The organism is Pseudomonas sp. B26(2017), assembly GCF_002113045.1.
Classification (GTDB): Bacteria; Pseudomonadota; Gammaproteobacteria; order Pseudomonadales; family Pseudomonadaceae; genus Aquipseudomonas.
In genome coordinates, this window is sequence record NZ_NEJJ01000009.1 from 25,121 (window position 1) to 41,169 (window position 16,049).

15 protein-coding genes and 1 other RNA gene are annotated in these 16,049 nt (G+C 59.5%); 6 read left to right on the top strand and 10 right to left on the bottom strand.

Features of this window, described 5'->3' with window-relative positions; translation table 11 throughout:
- Positions 1–51: 51 nt before the first annotated feature.
- The 7 genes from ssrA to CAF79_RS14755 all read right to left on the bottom strand — a co-directional run bounded on the left by ssrA (position 52) and on the right by CAF79_RS14755 (position 8,557).
- Positions 52–441: a transfer-messenger RNA gene (ssrA, locus tag CAF79_RS14725) on the bottom strand.
- A gap of 96 nt (positions 442–537) precedes the next feature.
- A complete protein-coding gene (locus CAF79_RS14730; protein WP_085698372.1) occupies positions 538–816 on the bottom strand; it encodes a hypothetical protein in 279 nt (92 codons plus the stop codon).
- A gap of 130 nt (positions 817–946) precedes the next feature.
- On the bottom strand, positions 947–3,769 hold the full coding sequence (locus CAF79_RS14735) for an FAD-binding and (Fe-S)-binding domain-containing protein (RefSeq protein WP_085698373.1): 2,823 nt from the start codon (positions 3,767–3,769) through the stop codon (positions 947–949).
- Positions 3,766–4,437 (bottom strand): lactate utilization protein C, encoded by a 672-nt coding sequence (locus tag CAF79_RS14740; protein ID WP_085698374.1) that lies wholly within the window; start codon positions 4,435–4,437, stop codon positions 3,766–3,768. Before CAF79_RS14740 ends, CAF79_RS14735 begins: the two co-directional genes overlap by 4 nt.
- Entirely contained in the window at positions 4,437–5,891 is a 1,455-nt protein-coding gene (locus tag CAF79_RS14745) for a LutB/LldF family L-lactate oxidation iron-sulfur protein (protein WP_085698375.1), read from the bottom strand. Before CAF79_RS14745 ends, CAF79_RS14740 begins: the two co-directional genes overlap by 1 nt.
- On the bottom strand, positions 5,888–6,712 hold the full coding sequence (locus tag CAF79_RS14750) for a (Fe-S)-binding protein (RefSeq protein WP_085698376.1): 825 nt from the start codon (positions 6,710–6,712) through the stop codon (positions 5,888–5,890). Before CAF79_RS14750 ends, CAF79_RS14745 begins: the two co-directional genes overlap by 4 nt.
- Positions 6,713–6,862: 150 nt before the next feature.
- Positions 6,863–8,557: a lactate permease LctP family transporter gene (locus CAF79_RS14755; protein ID WP_085698377.1), complete on the bottom strand. Its 1,695-nt coding sequence runs from the start codon at positions 8,555–8,557 to the stop codon at positions 6,863–6,865.
- A gap of 262 nt (positions 8,558–8,819) precedes the next feature.
- Here CAF79_RS14755 and CAF79_RS14760 point away from each other — a divergent pair, with 262 nt between their 5' ends.
- Entirely contained in the window at positions 8,820–9,587 is a 768-nt protein-coding gene (locus tag CAF79_RS14760) for an FCD domain-containing protein (RefSeq protein WP_085698378.1), read from the top strand.
- 50 nt (positions 9,588–9,637) lie between these two features.
- Here CAF79_RS14760 and smpB read toward each other — a convergent pair whose 3' ends face one another.
- Positions 9,638–10,120: an SsrA-binding protein SmpB gene (smpB, locus tag CAF79_RS14765; protein WP_007953781.1), complete on the bottom strand. Its 483-nt coding sequence runs from the start codon at positions 10,118–10,120 to the stop codon at positions 9,638–9,640.
- Positions 10,121–10,239: 119 nt separating this feature from the next.
- On the opposite strand from smpB, the gene CAF79_RS14770 reads away from it, so the two are divergent.
- From CAF79_RS14770 to CAF79_RS14780, 3 genes are read left to right on the top strand one after another with little or no spacing between them, the layout of a single operon-like run.
- Positions 10,240–11,643, top strand: coding sequence for a sodium-dependent transporter (locus tag CAF79_RS14770; protein WP_085698379.1), 1,404 nt, complete (start codon positions 10,240–10,242; stop codon positions 11,641–11,643).
- A gap of 7 nt (positions 11,644–11,650) precedes the next feature.
- Positions 11,651–12,085 (top strand): type II toxin-antitoxin system RatA family toxin, encoded by a 435-nt coding sequence (locus CAF79_RS14775; protein WP_085698380.1) that lies wholly within the window; start codon positions 11,651–11,653, stop codon positions 12,083–12,085.
- A complete protein-coding gene (locus CAF79_RS14780) occupies positions 12,078–12,392 on the top strand; it encodes an RnfH family protein (RefSeq protein WP_085698381.1) in 315 nt (104 codons plus the stop codon). Before CAF79_RS14775 ends, CAF79_RS14780 begins: the two co-directional genes overlap by 8 nt.
- Before the next feature lie 64 nt (positions 12,393–12,456).
- Here the strand turns inward: CAF79_RS14780 and CAF79_RS14785 are convergent, their stop codons facing one another.
- Positions 12,457–12,984, bottom strand: coding sequence for an outer membrane protein assembly factor BamE (locus CAF79_RS14785; RefSeq protein ID WP_085685591.1), 528 nt, complete (start codon positions 12,982–12,984; stop codon positions 12,457–12,459).
- Positions 12,985–13,081: 97 nt separating this feature from the next.
- On the opposite strand from CAF79_RS14785, the gene fur reads away from it, so the two are divergent.
- Entirely contained in the window at positions 13,082–13,486 is a 405-nt protein-coding gene (gene fur, locus CAF79_RS14790) for a ferric iron uptake transcriptional regulator (protein ID WP_085685593.1), read from the top strand.
- Positions 13,487–13,561: 75 nt separating this feature from the next.
- Here the strand turns inward: fur and recN are convergent, their stop codons facing one another.
- Positions 13,562–15,235: a DNA repair protein RecN gene (recN, locus tag CAF79_RS14795; protein ID WP_085698382.1), complete on the bottom strand. Its 1,674-nt coding sequence runs from the start codon at positions 15,233–15,235 to the stop codon at positions 13,562–13,564.
- Positions 15,236–15,475: 240 nt separating this feature from the next.
- Between recN and grpE the strand changes: the two genes are divergently transcribed.
- Complete coding sequence (gene grpE / locus CAF79_RS14800) at positions 15,476–16,045, top strand: nucleotide exchange factor GrpE (protein WP_085685597.1); 570 nt, start codon at positions 15,476–15,478, stop codon at positions 16,043–16,045.
- Positions 16,046–16,049: the final 4 nt, after the last annotated feature.

The following is a 16,049-nucleotide window of genomic DNA, read 5'->3' on the forward strand; positions in this document are numbered from 1 at the left end:
GGCTTCTTGGGGTGTTTCGTAGACTGTCTGAGACAGGTCTAGATTGCTATTTGGTGGAGCCGGGGGGATTTGAACCCCCGTCCGCCAGTACTCCGCTGTCGGTACTACATGCGTAGCCGTGTCTATTAAGTTAACCCTCAGCGACCCGACGGGCAGGGTGCTTTGGGCGAGTTGTGTAAGTTTTAGCCGCTTCGTCCACAACGTACTGCACGGCGATTCTGTTCTATATGACAATCATTTTGGGTTTACAGACATCCCCTGATGATTGCTGGACCCGAAGGTACCAGGAGTGCATGTCAGCTGCAATTAAGCAGCGAGAGCAGCACCGTATTGGTCGTCATTGGCAACTATAAGTAGTTGCAACAGTGGATTTACGACTTCTGTTACCAAGTCGGCATGCACCTAGAGTTTCGCAACCGGCGTCGAATCCTGAACGGCCCCGAACTCATTGCCCGGTACATCTGTTCGAGCAACAAGCACGCGCAGTGTACGCCAAACGGCCCGCAAGGCCAACCCGAAGGTTGGCCTCAGCTTCGATCAGTTGTTGGTTCCGCTGGTTTTGCGGATTTCCAGAATGGTTTGCTGGGTTTCAGCCACGCATTCGTCGATCTTGCCCTGGGCTTTGAGTGCCTGGGCCTTCTGCACACTGGCCTCTACCCGTTGACTCAGGTCAGGCGACGACATGGCTTGGGCCTTGGCGTTGTTGATGGTTTGCAGATTGGCATCGCACAAGTCAGCAGGCTTGTCAGCAGCAAAGGACGTGGAAGCCATCATCGAGGCAGTAACGAACAGACCTAACAGTACAGAACGTTTCATGTGTATCTCCTTGAACTGAGGGATCCAGACTTCGCTGGCCGTCAGGACGGGCGACCGAATGGAGGAAAAGCCCCGATTGTTCGGGGCCTGTTCTGTGGACTGCGCTCAATCGCAAGGGTTCTATTTTTCTTCACACGGCGGTTGCGGGGGCTTTGGCCCTGGTCACCCGATCCACCAGGTACACCAGGCCGTGGTAGTCGATTCCGCCGTGTTGCGTCAGGCCGATCTCACAGGTGCGGCTGGTGGAAATCCCTTCGCTGCACTGTTGCACCGCATCCTTGAGCGTTCGCAGCGAATGGCTGTTGAGTTCCGGCGTGGTGAAACCCTTGTCGCCGGCGAAACCACAGCAGTGAATGCCTTCCGGGATCACCACGTTCTTACTGCATTTGCGCGCCAGTTCGATCAGCGCCTGGCTTTCCCCAAGGTGCTGAGTGCTGCAGGTCACGTGAACGGCAATCGGTGCTTCCTGCGGCGTGAAGTCGAGCCGGTCCATCAGATGCGTACGGATGAATCGCACGGGGTCGTACAGATCCAGGCGAACATTTCCCACATCCTGCACCAGCCGCAACGTGCAGGGGCTGGTGTCGCAGTAGATCGGATCAAGCCCGCCGCGACTGGCCTGAAGCAATGCACCGATCAGTTCCTGACGCTTGTGTTCGGCCTGCTCGGCATAGCCCTTGGACGCGAAAGGCTGACCGCAGCAGAGGTTGTCCAGATTGTCCGGGAACACCACCTGATAACCGGCCTTCTCCAGCAGACCACGGGTTTTGTCGTACAGCGACATCTGCTCTTTGTCGCCCGCCGCCGGCCCCATTACCCGCGAGACGCAGGCTGCCAGATACACGACGCGCGGACGCTCGTCCGACACGGCCGGGCTGAAGCGGATGGCTTTTTCCGGCTGTGGCATCGCGTTGGTCCACAGCGGCACCTGACCTTTGGACAGCCGCGTCAGGGTCGCTGAAAGCTTCGCCAGGCGTGGTGCACCCAACAACATTCGCGCACCGTTGGCCACATGCAGGGTGAAGCGCGCACCTTGCAGGGTGGTGGCGAAATTTCCTTCGATCAGGTTGGCGGTTTTCGTATGGGTTGCGTGATGGCCGCGAAGCTTTTTCACCAGCTCACCGGTATTGATGCCTACAGGACAGCGTTGCGCACACAAACCGGTCGCGGCGCAGGTATCGATGCCTTGGTACTCGTAGGCTTTTTCCAGTTCGGTGGTGTCGATCCCGGCGCGCTTTCGCGCTTGAATATCGCGCCAGATCACGATGCGCTGGCGCGGGCTCAGGGTCAGGCCTTTCGAGGGGCAGACCGGCTCGCAGAAACCGCACTCGATGCATTTATCCACAATCTCGTCGGCCGCCGGCAGCGGTTTCAGGTGCTTGAGGTGGATCTGCGGGTCTTCGCTGAGCACCACGTCCGGATTGAGAATGCCGTTGGGGTCGAGCAGGCGTTTGAGCTGCCACATCAACTGATAGGCGTCGCTGCCCCATTCCAGTTCAACGAAGGGCGCCATGTTGCGTCCGGTGCCGTGTTCCGCTTTCAGCGAGCCGCCGAACTCCACGGCCACCAATTGCGCCACGTCGTCCATGAACGCCTGATAGCGTGCGACTTCTTCCGCGCTGTTGAAGCCTTGGGTGAAGACGAAGTGCAGATTGCCTTCCAGCGCGTGTCCGAAAAGGATCGCTTCGTCGTAGTGATGTTTGTCGAACAGCTCGATCAGACGGTTCACGCCGATCGCCAGTTGTTCCACCGGGAAGGTCACGTCTTCGATGATCACCGTGGTGCCGGTCTTGCGCACGGCGCCGACGGCGGGGAAGGTGTCCTTGCGGATTGCCCAGAGTCGGGCGTTTTCGACCGGGTCTTCGGTGAAGTCGACCTGCTTTTCCACCGGGAAATCGCCGAGCGACGCCATGATTTGCGCCAGTTGTTCCTGTAGCAAAGTGGAAGAGGCGGCGCGGGATTCGATCAGCAGTGCGCAGGCATTGTTCGACAGCTGCTGTACGAAATCCGGCATCCCGGGTTTGTCCTGCACCGAGCGCAGGCTGCGGCGGTCGAGCAATTCCACGGCGGACACCGGTTGGCTTTTCAGCACGGTGACCGCGTTGCAGCAGGTTTCCACGTCCGGGAAAACGATCAGTGCCGAGGCCTTGTTCGGGTGGTCGATCACGGTGTCGTAAGTCACCGCGCTGATGAAACCGAGGGTGCCTTCGGAGCCGACCAGCAAGTGGCTCAAGATATCCACAGGCTCATCGAAATCCACCAGGGCGTTGAGCGACAGGCCGGTGGTATTTTTCAGACGGTATTTGTGGCGGATTCGCGCGGCCAGTTCGGCATTGGCGCGGGTCTCGCGGCCCAAGGTCGCCAGACGTTCCAGCAATTCACTGTGGCTGACTCGAAACGCCTCGACGCTGGCGGCATCTTCGGTGTCGAGTCGGGTGCCGTCGGCCAGCACCAGACGAATCCCGGCCAGCGTGTGGTAGGTATTTTGCGCAGTGCCGCAGCACATGCCGCTGGCGTTGTTGGCGACGATGCCGCCAATCTTGCAGGCGTTGATCGACGCCGGATCCGGACCGATCTTGCGCCCGAATGGCGCGAGCCATGCGTTGGCCTGGGCACCGATGACGCCCGGTTGCAGGCGGATTTGCGTGCCTTGTCCTCGGATTTCCCGGGCGTTCCAGTTATCCCCAAGCACGATCAACACCGAATCACTGATCGCCTGGCCGGACAGGCTGGTGCCGGCGGCGCGGAAGGTCACCGGGACCTGATCGCGCTGGGCCAGTTTCAGCAGCGCTACCACTTCATCTTCGGATTCGACGCGGATCACCAGTTGTGGAATCAACCGGTAGAAGCTGGCGTCGGTGCCGAAGGCCAGGGTCGACAGCGGATCGTCGAAACGCCGTTCGGCTGGAATCAGTTGCTGCGCATCGCGCAGGAAAGTCGCCGGTAAGGTCATTGGTCCTCCAGGATCAACACCACCAGGTCTTTCGGGCCGTGGGCGCCGTAAGCCAGGACTTGTTCGATGTCGGCGGTTTTTGACGGGCCGGACACCAGCAGCGCATTGGTCGGCATGCCTTGGGCCCACTCGAATTCCTGCTGCACCTGATAGAAGTTGTCGCGGATCTGGCTGGCCTTGAGCAGGGCGTAATGCACCGGCGGCACCAGGCTCATCAGCCGTGGTTCTTCGCGGGTTGGCCAGAGAATCAGGCTGCCGGTGGCGGCAATGGCGCCGAGGGTGCCGGTCAGGCTGGCCGGGGTGTCGTTGAACAACTCGGCTTTCCACTCTTCCATCGGCCGGTCGTAGGACTTCAGCGTCGGCAGATCAGGATTGTTCGCCCAGTGCTGTGAGATGCGCTGCCCATGAGGCGTAGTCGGTGCAATCAGCAGACTCGGCAACTGGCGGTCGCGCAGTAATTGCGCCAGCAGCGCCGGCCACGCTTCAGCAGAAGTCAGGTGGATTTCGGTGTGCACCGCTTCCATCAGTTTGCGCAGTTGCGGGATCCGTTGTTCGGCGCTGTAGGTGTAAGGCTGGGTTACCAGATCGACGTCGAAGTTGTCGGCAATCGGTGTGGTGCCGGTCAGACTGTTCCTTAACTTGCCGAGGATGTTTTGCTTGGCGCTCATCAACGGTCTCCTTGTTTGGCCAGGTGTTCGCGAGCCATGTCATGCAATGAGCGGGGGGCAGGTTTCGGAGCGCTGTGATTCTGCGTCCACGGCCCGACGTTGTTCGGCGCCAGTGCGCGCAGGCGCGTGGCGAAAAACGCAAACAGTCGATACAAAGTCGGCGAGCTATTGAGCTTCGCCCAGGCGTTCCAGATGAAGCGTTCCTTGCGCGAATACTTGCTGCCCTGGCCGCGCATCACTTGATGAGGACTGTCGGGGGCTTTGACGTTCTCTTCGCGCAGGCGGCGCAGCAGTGCGGGGATAGGAATTTTTACCGGACACACTTCACCGCAGGCGCCGCACAGCGAAGACGCGCTCGGGTGATCCGGGACTTTCGCCAGACCGACCATGTGCGGGGTGATGATTTTGCCGATCGGGCCGGGGTAGACCTCGCCGTAGGTGTGGCCGCCAACGCGGGTGTAGACCGGGCAATGATTCATGCAGGCGCCGCAGCGGATGCAGTTCAACGTCTGGCGCAGTTCGCTGTCGGCGAAGGCCTGGCTGCGACCGTTGTCGAGCAGTACCAGATGCACTTCCTGCGGGCCGTCGAGTTCATGTTCCTTGCGCGGGCCGGAGATCATGTTGACGTAGGTGGTGATCGGAATGCCCAGCGCCGAGCGGGTCAGCAATGACAGCAGCGGCACCACGTCGCGCAGGTTTTCCACGACTTTTTCGATGCCGGTGACGGCGATGTGCACCGGCGGCACGGTGGTGGTCATGCGGCCATTGCCTTCGTTTTCCACCAGCAGCAGAGTGCCGGTTTCGGCCACGGCGAAGTTGACGCCGGAGACGCCGATGTCCGCTTCGAAGAATTTCTGCCGCAGAACCCTGCGACCGATCTGTATGAGTTGGTCAACGTCCTTGGTGTATTCCACGCCAAGTTTGTCGTGGAACAAGGACGCGACCTGACCGGCATTCTTGTGGATTGCCGGCATGATTATGTGTGAAGGCTTCTCGTGGTCGAGCTGGACGATGTACTCCCCCATGTCGGACTCCAGACATTCAATGTCCCGAGCCTCGAGGAAATGGTTCATCTCCATCTCTTCGCTGACCATCGATTTGCCCTTGATCACTTGCCGCGCCTCGTGAGCGCGGATGATCGAAAGGACGATGCCATTGGCCTCGTCCACCGTTTCCGCCCAGTGCACTGTCACACCGTTGCGGGTCAGGTTCTGTTCCAGTTGCTCGAGCAGGTCGGGCAACTTGGAGAGCGCGCGGGCACGGATTGCATTGCCCAGTTCACGCAGGTGTTCTCTTTCGTGGGCATCGCTGAAAGCCGCTGCCCGCTTGGTCATCAGTGAATCCATCGCAGTGCGGAAGTTGTTCCGTAACTGCGAATCACCCAGTGCGTTGTGCGCCCGGGTGCGGAAATCTTCTTCTACGGCAACCGTAGGAATAATCGTGGAAGTGCTCATCGCGCACCTCCGGTTCGTTGCCAGAGGAAGCTCGCCAGGTGTTGCCCGCGCAGCGCTTCCTTCTGTTTTTCCAGCGAGCCGTTGATGTTCATCAGACAGCCGCAGTCGGCACTGAGTACCTGATGTGCGCCGGATTCCTTCAACGCCCGGGTCTTGTCAGCCACCATCGCGCCGGAAATATCTGGCATACGGACGCTGAATGTCCCACCGAAGCCACAGCATTCGCTTTCATGGTCGTGGTTGACCCGTTCCACGTTGCTCAACTGCGCCAACAACTCGCGGCCGTGCAGGTGGGTGTTCATTTCCCGCCGCGCCGAACACGAGGTGTGCAGCGCCACTTTGACCGGCTCGCCGCTGTCCTTGAGCTGCACCTTGCAGACGAACAGCAGGAACTCGGCCAATTCATAGGTGCGGGCCGCGAGGGCCTGAACCTGTTTCAGGGTTTGCGGCTCGTCCTTGAACAAGTCGGCGTAATGCTCGCGGATCATCCCGGCGCACGAACCCGACGGCACCACCACCGGAAAATCACCGTCAAACAGCGCCAGTTGCGAGCGCGCCACCGTACGTGCCTGCTCGGTGTAACCCGAGGTGTAGGCCGGTTGTCCGCAGCAGCTCTGCCCTTGCGGATAGTCGACCCGGATGCCTTCGCGTTCCAGCAAGTGGATCGCGTCCATCCCGGCTTCCGGGTAGAACAGGTCGACCACGCAGGTGCCGAACAGGTAGACCCGCGACGGTTTCTCGCTGGGGTATTGCCGGGGTTCAGGCAGTGGCGGTGCGACGCGAGTGGCGTTGGGCACAGCGTTGTAAAAAAGCTCGCTCATCAGGCGTGTCTCCGGGTGGGCCCGGTTATCCGTCTGTTGAGGCTGCCGAATATAGAGCGCGTTGCTTTCAGCAGCCTTACAGACCGGGTTGTGAATTGCTGACGCCGGAATCAAGAACCGGCGTCGGTTATTTCCATGTCGCTTGTAGTCTTAATGCACCAGCATGCCGGTGAACCAGTAGGCCTGGGCCAGGGTGATCAAGCCGACGATCGTGGCAAAGAATAGGCTGTGCTTGAGGGTGAAGCGGAACAGATCGGATTCCTTGCCCACCAGACCGGTCGCTGCGCAAGCCACGGCGATCGATTGTGGCGAAATCATCTTGCCGGTCACGCCGCCGCTGGTATTGGCCGCCACCAGCAAGGTGTCATTGACGCCGATCTGGTGTGCGGTGGTCGCTTGCAGCGAACTGAACAGGGCGTTGGACGAAGTATCGGAACCAGTCAGGAACACGCCCAGCCAGCCGAGGAACGGCGAGAAGAACGGGAATGCCGCGCCGGTTGCCGCCAGCACCAGAGCCATGGTCGAAGACATGCCGGAATAGTTGGTAACGAAGGCAAACGCCAGCACCATGCCGATGGACAGGATCGGCCAGCGAAGTTCGTAGAAGGTCTCTTTCAAAGTGGTCATACCAGTTTTGATGTTGATCTTCAGCACCAGCATCGAGATCAGTGCGGAGAAGAAAATCGCTGTTCCGGTCGCGGAAATCGGGTCGAGTTTGAACACGGCCGGAATCGCGGTCGGGGCGGCAACGATCGGTGCGGTTTTGATCACCAGTTGATCAAGGTGCGGGATCGCGAAGTTGAACACCCAGGCGTACATCGAACCGCCGGCGGCGAACATGGCCTTGAAAGGCTTGAGGGTCCAGATGGTCACCAGCACGGTGAGGATCAGGAACGGCGACCACGCCTTGAAAATTTCCCCGAGGCTGTAAGGCGAAGCGACGGTGGTGCGCTTCTGGCCGAAACCGCCGGCGCTGGCGATTACCACCGAAGCAGAAACGGCACCGGCAATGTGCTGGCCGGCGGCACGTTTTGGCTGCCAGACCTTGAGGAACAGGGTCAGCGAAATCAGGCTGGCCAGGGCTGACGTGATGTCCGGCAGTTCCGGGCCGATGAAGTTCGAAGTGAAGTACTGGGTGACGGCAAAGCTCAAGCCTGCAACCAGCGCCGCCGGCCAGGTTTCACGCACACCGCGCAGGCCATCCATCATGAACACCAGCCAGAACGGCACGAACAACGACAGCAGTGGCAACTGGCGGCCGGTCATTGCGCCGATCTTGAACGCGTCGATACCGGTGACTTGCCCGGCCACGATGATCGGAATCCCCAATGCGCCGAACGCCACCGGTGCGGTGTTGGCAATCAGGCACAGGCCGGCGGCGTACAGCGGATTGAAGCCGAGTCCCACCAGCAGCGCAGCGGTAATCGCCACTGGCGCACCGAAACCGGCGGCACCTTCCAGGAATGCTCCGAAGCAGAAACCGATCAGCAGCACCTGCAGACGCTGGTCGTCAGTGATCGACAGTACCGAGCTGCGGATGACCTCGAACTGACCGCTCTTGACCGTGAGTTTGTACAGAAACACCGCCGCCACAATGATCCAGGCAATCGGCCACAGACCATAAGCGAAGCCGTAACCGGCGGCGGCGAACGCCATGTCGACCGGCATCTGGAACGCGAAGATCGCCACGGCGATGGCCAGGGCGAGCGTGATGCTGCCGGCCACATGACCTTTGAGGCGGAACACCGCCAGGGCGAGGAAGAAGAAAACGATGGGGATGACGGCCGCGAGTGCGGACACGCCGAGACTGCCGAGCGGGCTGTAGAGCTGTTGCCAGGTTTGCATATGGGGTGGCCCCTAATTGTTGTTGGTCAGGCACTGTCAGCGTACTTGGGTAATTGGTAAGACCAATTTACAAGTGCTGTCGGCTAGGGTAAAAGCCTTGATATCGGTGTGTCAATTTGCCGCCCTAAAACTTTTGTCGAACAACCGGACGGCAAGTCGGAGTGCACCGGTTGAATTGGCGTCATCTGGCAGGTGTCGGCGCAGCGTCGATAGGCCAGAATAGAGAGCCCGGCGAGCGGTCGGGATGGTGGAGAGTTGAGTGATGGGGTTTGATCAGATACGTCAGCGCCGTTTGTCTGACGACATTGTCGAGCGACTGGAAGGGATGATTCTCGAGGGCACGCTGAAGTCCGGCGAACGTCTGCCGGCCGAGCGGACTTTGGCGGAACAGTTCGGCGTTTCCCGGCCCTCGTTGCGCGAGGCGATTCAGAAACTGGCGGCCAAGGGTTTGCTGGTGAGCAAGCAGGGCGGCGGCAACTATGTCGTGGAAAGTCTCGGTTCAACCTTCAGCGATCCGCTGCTGCAATTGCTGGAAAGCAATCCCGAGGCGCAGCGCGATCTGCTGGAATTTCGCCACACGCTGGAGGCATCGTGCGCCTATTACGCGGCATTGCGCGCCACGGATGTGGATCGTGAGCGGTTGACGACTGCGTTCGAAGAATTACAGGACTGCTATTCGCGGCACGACGAAGTGAGCCGGGCGGAAGAGGGCGCGGCGGATGCGAAATTCCATCTTGCGATTGCCGAGGCCAGTCACAACGCGGTGTTGCTGCACACCATTCGCGGGCTGTTCGACCTGCTCAAGCGCAACGTGGTGACCAACATCGGTGGCATGTACAAACAGCGTGCGGAAACCCGCGACATGCTGATCACACAGCATCGGGAATTGTATCTGGCGATTATCGAGGGGCGCGCGGAACAGGCGCGTGAGGTATCCAGCCGACACATTCTTTATGTACAGGAAGTGCTGGAAGAGGTGCGACAGGAAGTACAGCGCATGGCTCGCGCCGAACGACGCAAGGGAATGTAGGCATGACCGTTCCCGCGGCGGGCGCGGGAACGGTCATTCAGGCAGAGGAATCAGTCTTCCTTGCCCTTGTTGCGCACCGCACGCTGCAACTCGCGACCAGCATCGCGTTCGCGTTCGGTATCACGCTTGTCGTATTCCTTCTTGCCCTTGCCCAGTGCGATCTCGCACTTGACCATGTGCTTGCTCCAGTACCAGGACAGGCACACGCAGGCGTAACCCTTCTGCTGCACGGCGGCGGCGAGCTTGTCCAGCTCACGACGGTTGAGCAGCAACTTGCGGGTACGCACCGGGTCGGCAATGACGTGGGTGCTGGCGGTCATCAGAGGCGTGATGTGGCTGCCGAGCAACCAGGCTTCGCCATCCTTGAGCAACACGTAACTGTCGACCAGTTGCAGTTTGCTTGCCCGCAGACTTTTTACTTCCCAGCCGGCCAGGACCAGACCAGCCTCGAACTTGTGCTCGATGAAGTAATCGTGTCGCGCCTTTTTGTTTTGCGCGATGGTCCCTGTTGGGTGTTTCTTCTGTTTAGCCATAGGGGCGGCATTATATGGAGATAAACGGCTGTCGGCTACGGTGATGCTGCGTGCTTGAGCAGGTTGTGTGAATCCCGGACAATGCGGCCTCTTTTTCTAACGCTTGGGCGTGATAAACGATGTCGACAGACAAGGTTTCTGTCCACGGCAGTTGGGCTAGCCGCTGGGTTTTCATTTTCGCCGCGACCGGCTCGGCCGTGGGACTGGGCAGCATCTGGAAGTTCCCCTACATGGTCGGGGTCTACGGTGGCGGCGCCTTCGTGCTGATGTTTCTGGCGTGTATCGCGCTGATCGGCATCCCGGTCATGCTCGCCGAGACCCTGATCGGCCGACGTGCCCGGCAGAGTCCGGCGAATGCCCTGAAGGCGCTGGCGCTGGAAGCCGGTCACTCGGGCAAATGGTCGTGGGGCGCATTCGCCGGGATGATCACGGCGTTGCTGATCCTGTCTTTCTACAGTGTGGTCGGCGGCTGGTCGCTGGATTACATCATTGATATGGGACGCGGCGACTTTCAGGGCGCGACGGCCGATCAAGTCGGGGCGTACTTCGGTAATGTCATCGCCGATCCGTGGCGCCTGACTCTCTGGCACACGGCTTTCATGCTGCTTTCGGCCGTGGTCATCGCCAAGGGCGTGGTCGCAGGGCTTGAGCGCAGCCTGCGGATCATGATGCCGCTGCTGTTCGTGATGGTGCTGGTGCTGCTGGGTTACAGCATGACCACCGGGCATTTCATGGAGGGCGTGCATTTCATGTTCGACTTCCATCCGGAGAAAGTCCTCGACGGCTTGCTGCCGGCCATGGGGCACGCGTTTTTCTCGCTGAGCGTGGGCGTGGGCTCGATCATGATCTACGGCGCCTACATGACCAAGGAAGCCTCGCTGTCCGGCACGGTCGTGGGTGTGGCGCTGCTCGATACTTTTGTTTCGCTGGTGGCCGGGCTGGCCTTGTTTCCGATTGTGTTCGCCGGTGGTTTGAACCCGAGCGAAGGCCCGGGGCTGATGTTCGTCAGCCTGCCATTTGCTTTCGGTAACGTGCTTTTCGGCCAGTTGATGGGCGTGGTGTTCTTCGTTCTGGTGGCCATTGCGGCCTGGAGCTCGGCGATTTCCCTGCTTGAGCCGATGGTCGCCTATCTGGTCGAGCGGACTAAAATCAGTCGTGCCTGGGTGACGTTCTGGTTGGCATTTACTTGCTGGTTCGTCGGCCTGGGTACGGTGTTTTCCTTCAATATCTGGAAGGAAGCCAAATTTTTCGTGAACGATGGCGGGGTGTTCCATCTCTACCAATGGGGTGCGGCCGGTGGTCTGGACTTCTTTGGGGTGATCGACTTCTTCACCTCGCGGATCATGTTGCCGCTCGGCGGGCTGTGCTTCGTGCTGTTTGCCGGTTGGGTGATGGGGCGTGAAGCGGTGCGTGACGAGTTGTCGATTCGCAGCCCGGTGCTGTTCGCCCTGTCTCTGTTCTTGATGCGCTATGTGGCGCCCATCGGCATTCTTGTAGTGTTTGCCACCCAGCTCTGGAAGTGACGCTTACATGACGACACATATTCAACGATCGGCACTGCTGCCTTACCCGGCGCAATTTCTCTACGACCTGGTCAATGACGTGGCGCGTTACCCCGAGTTTTTACCGTGGTGCTCGTCTGCTGAGGTTCTGGAAAGCTCGCCTGAGCATATGCGCGCCAGTGTCGGCGTGGCCAAGGGTGGTCTCAGTCAGCATTTCGTGACGCGCAATACGCTGGTGCCGGGACAGTCGATTGAGATGAACCTGGAGGAGGGGCCGTTCAATCAGCTGCATGGCGTCTGGGTGTTCAAGGCGCTGAACGAGAAGGCCTGCAAGATCAGTCTGGATCTTTCTTTCGACTATGCCGGCCCGTTGGTCCGGGCGACGCTCGGTCCGTTGTTCAATCAGGCGGCCAATACATTGGTGGATGCGTTCTGCCAGCGCGCCAAGCGGATGCATGGTTGAGCCGGTGATCGAAATCGAAGTGGTGTATGCCGCCGTTGATCGTCAGGTTTTGCGGGTGGTCAGCGTCGTCGAAGGTGCGACGGTGCGGGCGGCCCTGATGGCGTCCGGTATTGATGCTGAATTTCCGGAGCTGGATCTGCAGAGCTGCCCCTTGGGGATCTTCGGCAAAGTGATCGCTGATCCGGATACTCGACAGGTTCAGGAGGGCGATCGCATCGAGATCTATCGACCGCTGTTGGCTGATCCGAAAGAAGTGCGCCGTCTGCGTGCCGCGAAAGCCGCCGAGGCCAAGGCGCGAAATCAGTAGGCTGGCCAAGCGACAGGCAATAAAAAAAACCCGGAATTTCCGGGTTTTTTTATTGCGTCGCAAATTATTGCGGCGAGGTATCCAGCGGTTCTGGCGTTGGAACCGGAACGGTTTCCACACCATCGACGTCCTTCTGGATCTGATCCAGCAGGGAGCCTGGCTTGGCTGGTTTTTCCGGTTTTGGCTGCTCGACGTTCTCGGCAGGAGCGGTCACGCTGGTTCCACTGTCCTTACCGAGAATGGCTTCGTCACGGCTGACGCCTGGCATGAAGTCACCGGACAGGGCGGCAAGGCGGTCATTCGAGTCGAAAATGACACTCACGCGTTCCTGCTGGCGTTCACCGCCACCCGGTTGCAGGCTGTACAGATAATCCCAGCGATTGGCATGGAACGTGTCGGCAAGCAGAGGGTTGCCCATGATAAACCGTACTTGCGGCCGGGTCATTCCCGGGCGTAACTGGTCTATCATGTCCTGCGTGACGACATTGCCCTGCTGGATGTCGATTTTGTAAACCCCGGGGAATGAACAACCGGCGAGTGCGAGCAGTCCCACAAAGGTGAAACTGGTTAGCAAGAGCTTGGTGTTTTGCATCGGTGGGCGACTTCCACTATCTTGGCTGGGACAACGTAAACGCCGATCATACCCGCATTAAGAGAAGCTGCGAAGCAGCATCGCGAGAAAGCTGACCATGGTTGAAAATAGCGAACTACGCAAAGCCGGCCTCAAAGTGACCCTGCCACGGGTCAAGATCCTGCAAATGCTCGACTCTACCGAGCAGCGTCACATGAGTGCCGAGGACGTCTACAAGGCGTTGATGGAAGCTGGCGAGGACGTCGGTCTGGCCACGGTTTACCGTGTACTGACCCAGTTCGAAGCGGCTGGCCTCGTGGTCCGTCACAACTTCGACGGCGGTCACGCGGTATTCGAATTGGCCGACAGTGGCCACCACGACCATATGGTCAACGTGGACTCCGGCGAGGTTGTCGAATTCGTCAGCCCGGAAATCGAGAAGCTTCAGAAGGCAATCGCCGAGGAGCATGGTTTTGATCTGGTGGATCACAACCTGGTGCTGTACGTACGCAAGAAAAAGTAAGCATGTCGCGCGAATTTCATGTTCGCGAAACGAACGAAGGCGACCCGAGGGTCGCCTTCGTGCTTTCTGTGGTGCTTAAACCTTTGCGGTAACGACCATCTTTTTCGCGTGCGCCAAGGACTCTTTGGTTAGATCGATGCCGCCAAGCATTCGCGCGACTTCTTCTATACGGTCATTCTTGCTCAGCTTCGAAACGGCCGTGTGAGTGGCCTGTTCACCACGCACCTTGTGGACGAACAAATGCTGATGCCCCTGAGCCGCGACCTGCGGCAAGTGCGTGACCGTCAATACCTGCCCGCGATCACCGAGGCGGCGCAACAACTGGCCGACGATTTCGGCCGTCGGACCGCCAATGCCCACGTCCACTTCGTCGAACACCAGCGTCGGTACGCGAGAGGTCTGGGCGGTAATCACCTGGATGGCCAGGCTGATCCGTGACAGCTCACCGCCAGACGCCACTTTGGCCAGGGCCTTCAAAGGCTGGCCCGGGTTGGCGCTGACCAGCAGCTCGACTTGCTCCAGACCATTGGGTTGCAGTTCGCTGCTGTTGTTGGCGCGCAACTCTATAGTGAAGCGACCTCCGGGCATGCCCAAGCGCTGAATCTCCTGCTCCACAGCGCTGGCCAGGCTGCCGGCCGCCTGATGGCGCAGCTTGCTCAGTTCCCGAGCCTTTTCCTGATAGTGGCGGGCATAGGATGCGAGTTCTTCGGAGAGGCGCTCGATGGATTCATCGTTGGCGTCCAGGGCTTCAATTTCATCGAGCAGCTTCTGCTGCATCTCCGCCACTTCCGTCGGCTGTATGCGGTGTTTGCGTGCCAGCGTGTAGATGGAATCCAGACGTTCTTCCAGATATTGCAGGCGCGCCGGATCGGCATCGAAATTGTCGAGAAAGCGATTGAGTTCGCCGACGGCTTCTTCGACCTGGATCTGTGCACTGGTCAGCAGGCTGCTCGCCTCACCCAGTGCGCCGACCGAGTTGTTCACGCTCGACAGGCGATTGAGACTGGCCGTCAGGGCATTCAGCACATTGCCAGAATCGCTTTCACTGCATTGCTCGACCACTTGTCGGCAAATACCGAGCAGGGTTTCGGCGTTGGTCAGGTTCTTGTGTTCCTGCTCCAGTTCTTCCAGCTCATTTTCACCGAGGCCGAGGTTTTCCAGTTCTTCGAGCTGGTAGCTGAGCAACTGATGGCGTGCGCGCTGTTCGTCGCCGGAGTTGGAAAGTCGTTCCAGCTCCTGGCGAGTCTGGCGCCAGCGCTGGGCGGCCAGATGCACCTGGCGCGCCAGATCGGTGGCCCCGGCGTACTCGTCGAGCAGGCGTCGGTGGGTGTCGGTCTTGAGCAGGGATTGGTGTTCGTGCTGGCTGTGGATATCGATCAGCAACTCGCCGAGCGCCTTGAGATCGCCGAGCGGGCAGGGTGTGCCATTTATATAGCCGCGTGAGCGACCTTCGCAGGTGATGACCCGGCGCAGGATGCACGGGCCGTCGATTTCCAGGTCGCGCTCCGCCAGCCAGGCGCTGGCCTCGGGGATGTCGGCCAGATCGAAGGTCGCCAGAATATCGGCCTTGTCGGCGCCCGGTCGAACCACGCCGCTGTCGGCGCGATCGCCGAGCGTCAGGCCCAGGGCATCGAGCATGATCGACTTGCCGGCGCCGGTTTCCCCGGTAATCACGCTCATGCCGCGATCGAGTTCGAGATCGAGATGTTCAACGATGGCGTAGTTGTGTACGGACAGGTGCACCAGCATAAAGGCCGCTCCCAGGCTTCAGGTCTGGTTATTTATACAGTGTTTTGTTTCGGGCTGACAATGCCCTCACTCGGTTCGATGGGAATGATCCGATCAAATGCCTGTCGCGCCCTGGAATGACAATGCAGCACTTTTTTGTAGGGTTAATCGTTGTCAGCCCTTGAAGCCTGATTTTGCGGCCCCATATACCGGGGCAGAAGCGCGAATCGAACTCGCGGACGATATTGAAAGGAGAATTCTATGGCTGACGAACAGACAGTAGATACGCAAAATCCAGAAGCCAATCAGGCGCCCGAGGCTTCGGGTGATGACCTGGCGACCCGTGTACAAGTGCTCGAAGAGCAATTGGCCGCCGCGCAGGATCAATCGCTGCGCGTAGCTGCCGATCTGCAGAACGTCCGCCGCCGTGCCGAGCAGGATGTAGAAAAGGCGCACAAGTTTGCGCTGGAAAAATTCGCCGGCGACCTGCTGCCGATCGTCGACAGCCTGGAGCGCGGCCTCGAGCTGTCGAGCCCGGACGACGAAAGCATCCGTCCGATGCGCGAAGGCATCGAGCTGACCCTGAAAATGTTTCAGGACACCCTCAAGCGCTATCAGCTTGTAGCCGTCAGCCCGCAGGAAGGCGAGCCGTTCAACGCCGTGGAACATCAGGCAATGGCCATGCAGGAAAGTGCTGACCTGGAACCGAACAGCGTTCTGAAAGTGTTCCAGAAGGGCTACCAGCTCAATGGCCGCCTGCTGCGTCCGGCGATGGTTGTGGTCAGCAAGGCGCCGGCGCCAGTTTCGCCTTCGATTGACGAGAAGGCTTGAAATT

What these genes read in the sequence shown, in the direction of transcription:
- CAF79_RS14730 (WP_085698372.1), bottom strand. Translation starts at nt 816, where the DNA reads ATGAAACGTTCTGTACTGTTAGGTCTGTTCGTTACTGCCTCGATGATG.
- CAF79_RS14735 (WP_085698373.1), bottom strand. Translation starts at nt 3,769, where the DNA reads ATGACCTTACCGGCGACTTTCCTGCGCGATGCGCAGCAACTGATTCCA.
- CAF79_RS14740 (WP_085698374.1), bottom strand. Translation starts at nt 4,437, where the DNA reads ATGAGCGCCAAGCAAAACATCCTCGGCAAGTTAAGGAACAGTCTGACC.
- CAF79_RS14745 (WP_085698375.1), bottom strand. Translation starts at nt 5,891, where the DNA reads ATGAGCACTTCCACGATTATTCCTACGGTTGCCGTAGAAGAAGATTTC.
- CAF79_RS14750 (WP_085698376.1), bottom strand. Translation starts at nt 6,712, where the DNA reads ATGAGCGAGCTTTTTTACAACGCTGTGCCCAACGCCACTCGCGTCGCA.
- CAF79_RS14755 (WP_085698377.1), bottom strand. Translation starts at nt 8,557, where the DNA reads ATGCAAACCTGGCAACAGCTCTACAGCCCGCTCGGCAGTCTCGGCGTG.
- CAF79_RS14760 (WP_085698378.1), top strand. Translation starts at nt 8,820, where the DNA reads ATGGGGTTTGATCAGATACGTCAGCGCCGTTTGTCTGACGACATTGTC.
- smpB (WP_007953781.1), bottom strand. Translation starts at nt 10,120, where the DNA reads ATGGCTAAACAGAAGAAACACCCAACAGGGACCATCGCGCAAAACAAA.
- CAF79_RS14770 (WP_085698379.1), top strand. Translation starts at nt 10,240, where the DNA reads ATGTCGACAGACAAGGTTTCTGTCCACGGCAGTTGGGCTAGCCGCTGG.
- CAF79_RS14775 (WP_085698380.1), top strand. Translation starts at nt 11,651, where the DNA reads ATGACGACACATATTCAACGATCGGCACTGCTGCCTTACCCGGCGCAA.
- CAF79_RS14780 (WP_085698381.1), top strand. Translation starts at nt 12,078, where the DNA reads ATGGTTGAGCCGGTGATCGAAATCGAAGTGGTGTATGCCGCCGTTGAT.
- CAF79_RS14785 (WP_085685591.1), bottom strand. Translation starts at nt 12,984, where the DNA reads ATGCAAAACACCAAGCTCTTGCTAACCAGTTTCACCTTTGTGGGACTG.
- fur (WP_085685593.1), top strand. Translation starts at nt 13,082, where the DNA reads ATGGTTGAAAATAGCGAACTACGCAAAGCCGGCCTCAAAGTGACCCTG.
- recN (WP_085698382.1), bottom strand. Translation starts at nt 15,235, where the DNA reads ATGCTGGTGCACCTGTCCGTACACAACTACGCCATCGTTGAACATCTC.
- grpE (WP_085685597.1), top strand. Translation starts at nt 15,476, where the DNA reads ATGGCTGACGAACAGACAGTAGATACGCAAAATCCAGAAGCCAATCAG.